The sequence below is a fragment of the Sphingomonas sp. genome, from assembly GCF_040398505.1.
Taxonomy (GTDB): Bacteria; Pseudomonadota; Alphaproteobacteria; order Sphingomonadales; family Sphingomonadaceae; genus Sphingomonas.
Genome location: NZ_JBBATX010000136.1, coordinates 1 through 6167, shown reverse-complemented (window position 1 = coordinate 6167; position 6167 = coordinate 1). Strand labels below are relative to the sequence as shown.

Here is a 6167-nt window from a genome sequence, read left to right as displayed (position 1 = left end):
CCCCTCGACGGTGTCGCCGCACACGATCGATTCGACCGTTTCGCCGGGCACATCGGAGAGCGCGGCCTTCAGCGCCGCAAACCCTTCCGCCGTCCGCGTGATGAGGACGACGCGCGCGACTTGCGCTTCGGTGATGAAGGCGCGCGCGGTCTCGGCGATGTAATCGACCAAATGCTCGCCGATGATCCACACGGTCTTGCCGCGCATCTGATCGAGCCGCTCCTGCTTCGGGCTGCCGAACAATTCGCGCTCGGTGGTCGAGCGTTCGACCGAGAGACCGCCCGAGGGCATGAAAGTCTCGCCCGAAACCGCGCGGTCAGCGAGGAAGAACACCGTCGCCTGCGCGACATCGGTCTCGGTCGGCATCTTGCCGAGGTAGAGTTTGGAGAGCACGCCGCTGCCGACCTTCTTGGCCTCGACCGCGATCTTTTCGGCGGGCAGGAACGGCACATCCTCGGGCGGGGTGCGGAGCAGCCAGCCACCATTCGCCTCGGGCGTATCGGCGCGGCCACGCCAGCCGGGCGCATCGAGGAAATAGCCGCCCTGCCGCAGCCGCGAAACGAGCGCGGCGGCGATCGGCGGGGTCAGCAGATATTGGTCCCAGGTGCAGACGCCATCGCCCTCGCGGGCGCAAGCCAGCGCCAGATCGCGGATTTCGCGCGGGACGTTGGTGTCGTGCGACATGCGGACGGTGTCGTTACGCGCGAGCCGGGTGAGCAGCGCCTCGACCCGCACCCCGCGCCGCAGCGCCTTGACCGCGGCGGCGTGAATCGCGTTGAGGCGCTTATTCTCGAGGATCAATTTGCCGCGCCGGTCGAATAGGCCGGGCTTGCCGCCCGTCCCCGCCAAGCGATCGCCATCGACCGGGCCGGGCGCGATGGCGTTGAATTGCACCTCCGGCCCCAAATAGCGCGACATCGATTCGACCATCGCGCGCTGCCCCGATTTGGAGACGGCGTAATCGGCGCGATTGGGATAGGCGACCGCGAGATATTTCTCGCCGCCGAAATAGGACGAGACGTTGAGGACATAACCCGACCCCTGCGCCTTCATCAGCGGCACGACGTGGTGCATCACGAAGAAATTCGAGATCAGATTGGCATCGAGCGTGTAGTTCCAGGCATCGACGCTCATGTCGACGACCATGTCCTCGGCGCCTGCGACGCCGGCATTGTTGATCAGATAATCGATCCGCCCGAACGCCTTGAGCGTCGCATCGACCGCGCCTTTCAACGAAGCGAAATTGCTGACATCGACATTGCCGAGCGTCTGCACGCGGCGTTCGACCCCGGCGAAACCGATGTCCTCGAGCTCGCTGACGATGCGCGCCCGCGCCACCGCGAGTTCGCTCTCCCGCCGCGCGACGATCATCACCTTGGCACCCGCGAGCGCCAGCAGCCGCGCGACCTGACCGCCGATCCCGGCCGAGCCGCCGGTGATGAGCGCGACCTTGCCCATGTGCAGCCCGGTGATGTTCTCGCTGAACCCCGGCATGGCTTTGCGCGATCCGGTCGCCTCGCCGATACTGGTCGGCACGTACAGCGTGACTTCGCGGATCTTGCTTTCCTTGAGCAAGATGCGCGCGGCGTGGCCCGCGGTGAAGCGTGTATTCTCCGCTTCCACATTGCCGAAGCGGACGATCTGATTGCCCCATTCGGCTTGCCGCCGCCGCCCATGCGCGACGTCGATTTCGGATTCGTCGCGCCAAATGCGGATCAATTGCTCGGTCGCGGCGCGCAGCATCTGCGCATAGACATCGCCCTTGCCGTCGCTCGGGTTGGTCAGGAACACGAAGCGCGGCTCCTGCAGCAGCGTATCGTTGCGCTTCCAATAGCGGCTGAGTGTGCGGGCGAGTGCGATGTTGCCCGCCAGTTCGACATCCATGAAACTCGCGACATCCTCGTCGCTCGCATCGACCAGATCGCCGACCAGTTCGCCCGGCCCCAGCACCGGCATGAACATCGCACCAGTGATCGCGGCATGCTCCTGCGTGTAAGCGTCGAGGGCGGCTTCCATCGCGGCAGGTTCGGTGCGGTTGAAGCGGATGATCGTCAGCCGATCATCGGCCCCGTCGGCCTTGGCGCGCGCCTGGGCGATTGCGACATCGGCCTGGCGGGTGAGGCCGAGCAGGACGCGCGCGCCGCATGCGATCTGGATATTGGCGATCTCGAGCGCCTCCTGCCAGCCGTCGCCGGCCGCGATCAGCACCGCGAGGCCGGCCCCGTCCATCGAGCGCATCGTCGGGCGCGACAGATAGGTCGAGCGCGCTTCCTTGCGCACCGTCATGCCGTGGGTCACTTCGAAATCATGGCCGTTATACGCGGCGGAGTCGTCGCTGCCGAGGAAGACGCAGGTCGTCGCGATGTCGGTTGGCGTCGGGAAGGTCTTGGCCTTGGCCTTGCCGTCGGTCGCGCGTTCGAGCGACATCATATCGAAGAACTGGCTGGCGGTGGTCCCGGCATCGTCGCCGCGCATCGTATCCATCGTTGCGAACACGCTGCGGATCCGCTCGCTTTCAATCGGGCCGGGAAAGACGAGGTTGACGCGGATGCCGCGCGGGCCAAGCTCCAGCGACAATTCGCGCGAGAAGGCGTTCATCGCCGCCTTCGGCACGACGTACGCGGTGCGGGCGTAATAGGGCGTGCGCGAGAAGATCGTCGAAATGTTGATGATCGAGCCGCCCTCGCCCATCGCGGTCGCCGCCGCGCGCGAGACGTTCCACGCGACGCCGAAGATGTTGCGGATCGCGTCGCTGACGGTTTCGCCATCGGTCGAACCCGACTTCTTCAGCGCGGCGAGTTCATCGATGTTGATCGGCAATTGTTCGATCGGCTGCTTCGGCCCGGCTGACCCGGCATTGTTGACGAGGATATCGATCCGCCCGAAGCGCTTCACCACATCGGCGACGGCATCGCGCACCGACTCCGGATCGCCGCCATCGAGCGCCACGGTCGCGAGCCGCGCGGCATCGACGCCCGTCTCGGCCCGGATCACCTCCGCCGCGGCGTCGGTCCTGGCGGGGGTGCGGCCGGTCATCACCACCGTCGCGCCCTCGGCGAGATAGTGCCGCACGATATAGCCGCCAATATTGCCGGCCGCCCCCGTCACGACGGCGATCTTGCCCGCCAACCGGCCTCCGCCGGGTGCAGCCACAGGGGTGTTCGCCTTCGCCATGTCACTCTCCACTGCTCGTGCGGTATCAAGATCGCACATTGACGTGTTCAGAGCCTGGGAAGGGCGTACCTGATCTTATCGCGGATTCCAGCGACGGCAACGGGGGTTGGCCATCCCCGGCAGAATTATGCGTCGGGCGGTCGCGCTTCTCCCGCCGCCCACGCCTCAAGCAAGGCATCGCGACTGCGCAAACCCAGTTCGGGCAGCGCGTGGTTGACGACATAGGTCGCGCCCGCATGGCGGTTTTCCCACATCGCCTGATGCGCCTCGGGCAAGCCGCCCCACGGCACCACTTGCGGCTCGGTCACTTCGAGCAAGCCCGCCGCGATCATGTCGTTCATCCGCGACACTTCATACGCGTTGCACAAGTGCGTGCCGAGGATGGAAGCGGTCGGCATCAGGATCTTGCGCTGCCGCGTCCACACTTGCGGGGCGTATAAAGTGAAGCGCTGCCCTGCCAGATCCTCGGCAAAGATCACGCGCCCGGTGAACGGCTTCACGAGCGAGGTCGAGACACCGAGCGTATCCTGCGCGGCGCGTTCGATGATCAGATCGGGGCTGCCGCGCGGATTGTCGGGCGAGCGCAGGATCTTGCCGACGGCGCTGCCGAACGGCTTCATCACCCGATCCTGATAATCGCGCACCGCCGCCTTGAAGATTTCGATATCGCCCTTGGAATCGGGGAGTTGCGGCATCGTGTCGGGCCAGAGAAAATTGGCGCCCTCCTTGCGCCGGATCGATTCGAGGCTGACGATGCCCTCGATCGCATCCTCCAGTCCGAGCGATTGGAGGAATTCGCGCTGGCCATCGGTGGTGGTGGCGACGACGCTGCGCGCGTTGAAGCGGCGCGCCGCCTCGATCATTTCGAGACCGGTTTCGTCGAGCAAAGCGGTCGAGCGCGGGCCGTAATAAATCAGCACCGCTTCGCCACCGCGCAAAGCGCCGCGGCGCAGCATCTCTTCGGGCGAGGCGGTACCGGGCTTGCCCATGAAGCTGAAATGATAGCCCGACGATGCGCCGTAGAAGGCGAGCGTGCCGCCCTCCGCGAGCAATTGGAAACTGCGCGGGAAGGCGGTTTCGCCGGCATGGCTGACGACATAATCCGCGCGCTTGCCGCCGTTGAGCGCTTCATATTCGGCGATCAGCGGCGCGCCCGCCGCCTCCCACGCGCGGGCGGCGTCGGGGTCTTCGGGCACGATCGTGTAGAGATTGGCGAAGCGCGGATCCTTGCGATCGATCGCGCCGACCGCGCCTTGCTGCTCCTTAATGAACGCGGCGCGCTCGGGCGAGGAGACGAGCCCGGTTACCTGCAAGCCCGTCCGGACCGAGCTGCGCAAGGCGTCGAGACCGGTGCCGGTCGCGGCCCCCTCGACGAACAGCGTCCGCCCCGGGGCAATCTGCAGCGTGGTGAACAGGCAGCGTGAAATCGTGCCGAGGTTGAGGACGTAGCTGCCCGCTTGTTCGAGCGTCAGATCGGGCGGGATGGGGTGCATTTGCGGGGCCTGCACCGTCAGGAATTGCGCGTGGCTGCCGGTTTCGGTCTCATAGCCCTGGATCGCGAAATCGGCGTACATCGGGTCGTTGCCGACTTGTGGGCTGAGCAAATCGTTGGTGCCGGAATAGACGGTGACGAGATCGCCGACCTTCACCCTGCCCTCTGCGCGGGTTTCGCTGCCGAGTGCCGCCACCAAAGCGATGCCGCCGGAGCCGGTGATCTGGACATCTTGCTCGTGGGAGTCGAACGGCGAGACCGGGATGCCGGTCAGCGCCCAGATGTCGTTGAAATTGACCTCGCTGGTCAGCATGTAGAGCAGCGCCTCGTTGGGCGCAGGCTCGGGCACGTGCACGATCAGCTCGCGCTCATGGCTGGCGGGCGGGCCGAAGCGGGGGGCGCCAGTCTCGGCATCGCGGGCGATGCCGAAGGCGTACTGCCATTCGGGGATGCGGGTGACGCCGGGGTAGAAAGGCGCGCCGACTGGGAGCAATTCGCCTGCCGCCTCCAGCGCTTTCCCGCGCGGCTCATGCTCTTCGTCGATCCACACGCCGTCGCGGCGCACCGGCAGCGGCAGGCTGACCTTGTCCATGAACTGCCGGATGCCGGTCTTGCCGCCTTCCGGATCGATGATCGCCTCGGCGAACAATGCCGCCTCGCGCGCGAGACCTGCGGCCATCCCTTGTTCAAGGCCGGTGCGCACTGCATCGAGTGCACGCGCGCGAGCCTTACCGCGTCCGGCCCAATCGAGCTGGCGCCGAATACGATGGAGGAAATCATCCTCAAGCACCGCGTCCAGATCGACGTCGGACGCCTCTTCCCAAGCTTTGGTGGCAGCCAGTCGCGCGGCATAAGCGATGCCCAGCGGGCTCTTCTCGCCATCTCGCACAAAGGCACGCACCGCGGCATGCGCCTCCGACAGCGCATCGCGCGCGCCTTCGACCAAGCTATCGACCAAACCAATCGCGGTTGCCGCCGCCGCATCAATGCTCCGCCCGCCGAGGATCAGGTCGAGCGCATCGCGCACGCCCTCCGCGCCATTCCGATCGGTGAGCAAGCGCGGCAGCCGCTGCGTCCCGCCATAGCCGGGCAGTAAGCGCAAGCGGATCTCAGGCTGGCCGAAGCGCGCGGTCGGCTCGGCGATGCGGTAGTGGCACGCCAGCGCGAACTCCATCCCGCCGCCGAGCGCCACGCCCTGCACCGCGGCGATGCAGGGTTTGCCCATTGTCTCGATCTTGCGGAAGGCGAGCTGCGCATTGTTGGGCAGCACCATCGCTTCGTCGAAGCTATGGATTTCCTCCAGCATCTGGCGAATGTCGGCACCCGCGACAAAAGATGCCGTGCCCTGCCCCGTGAACACCACCGCGACGACATCGTCCTTGCGCGACAATTGATCGACCACCACGACCAGCTCGTCGATCGCGCGTTCGTTGAGCGCGTTGACCGGCGGATTGGTAACGGTGACGGTCGCGACGCGCTTGCCCGGGGCGACACTGTTATA

The 6167-nt window shown here is 66.1% G+C and carries 2 protein-coding genes; both read right to left on the bottom strand.

The window, feature by feature from the left end; translation table 11 throughout:
* The coding region (locus ABWP09_RS13025) for an SDR family NAD(P)-dependent oxidoreductase (protein WP_353205555.1) at positions 1-3174 on the bottom strand (3174 nt) is incomplete at its 3' end.
* A gap of 125 nt (positions 3175-3299) precedes the next feature.
* Positions 3300-6167 (bottom strand): enoyl-CoA hydratase-related protein (locus ABWP09_RS13020; protein WP_353205554.1); only part of this gene is annotated, 2868 nt, incomplete at its 5' end.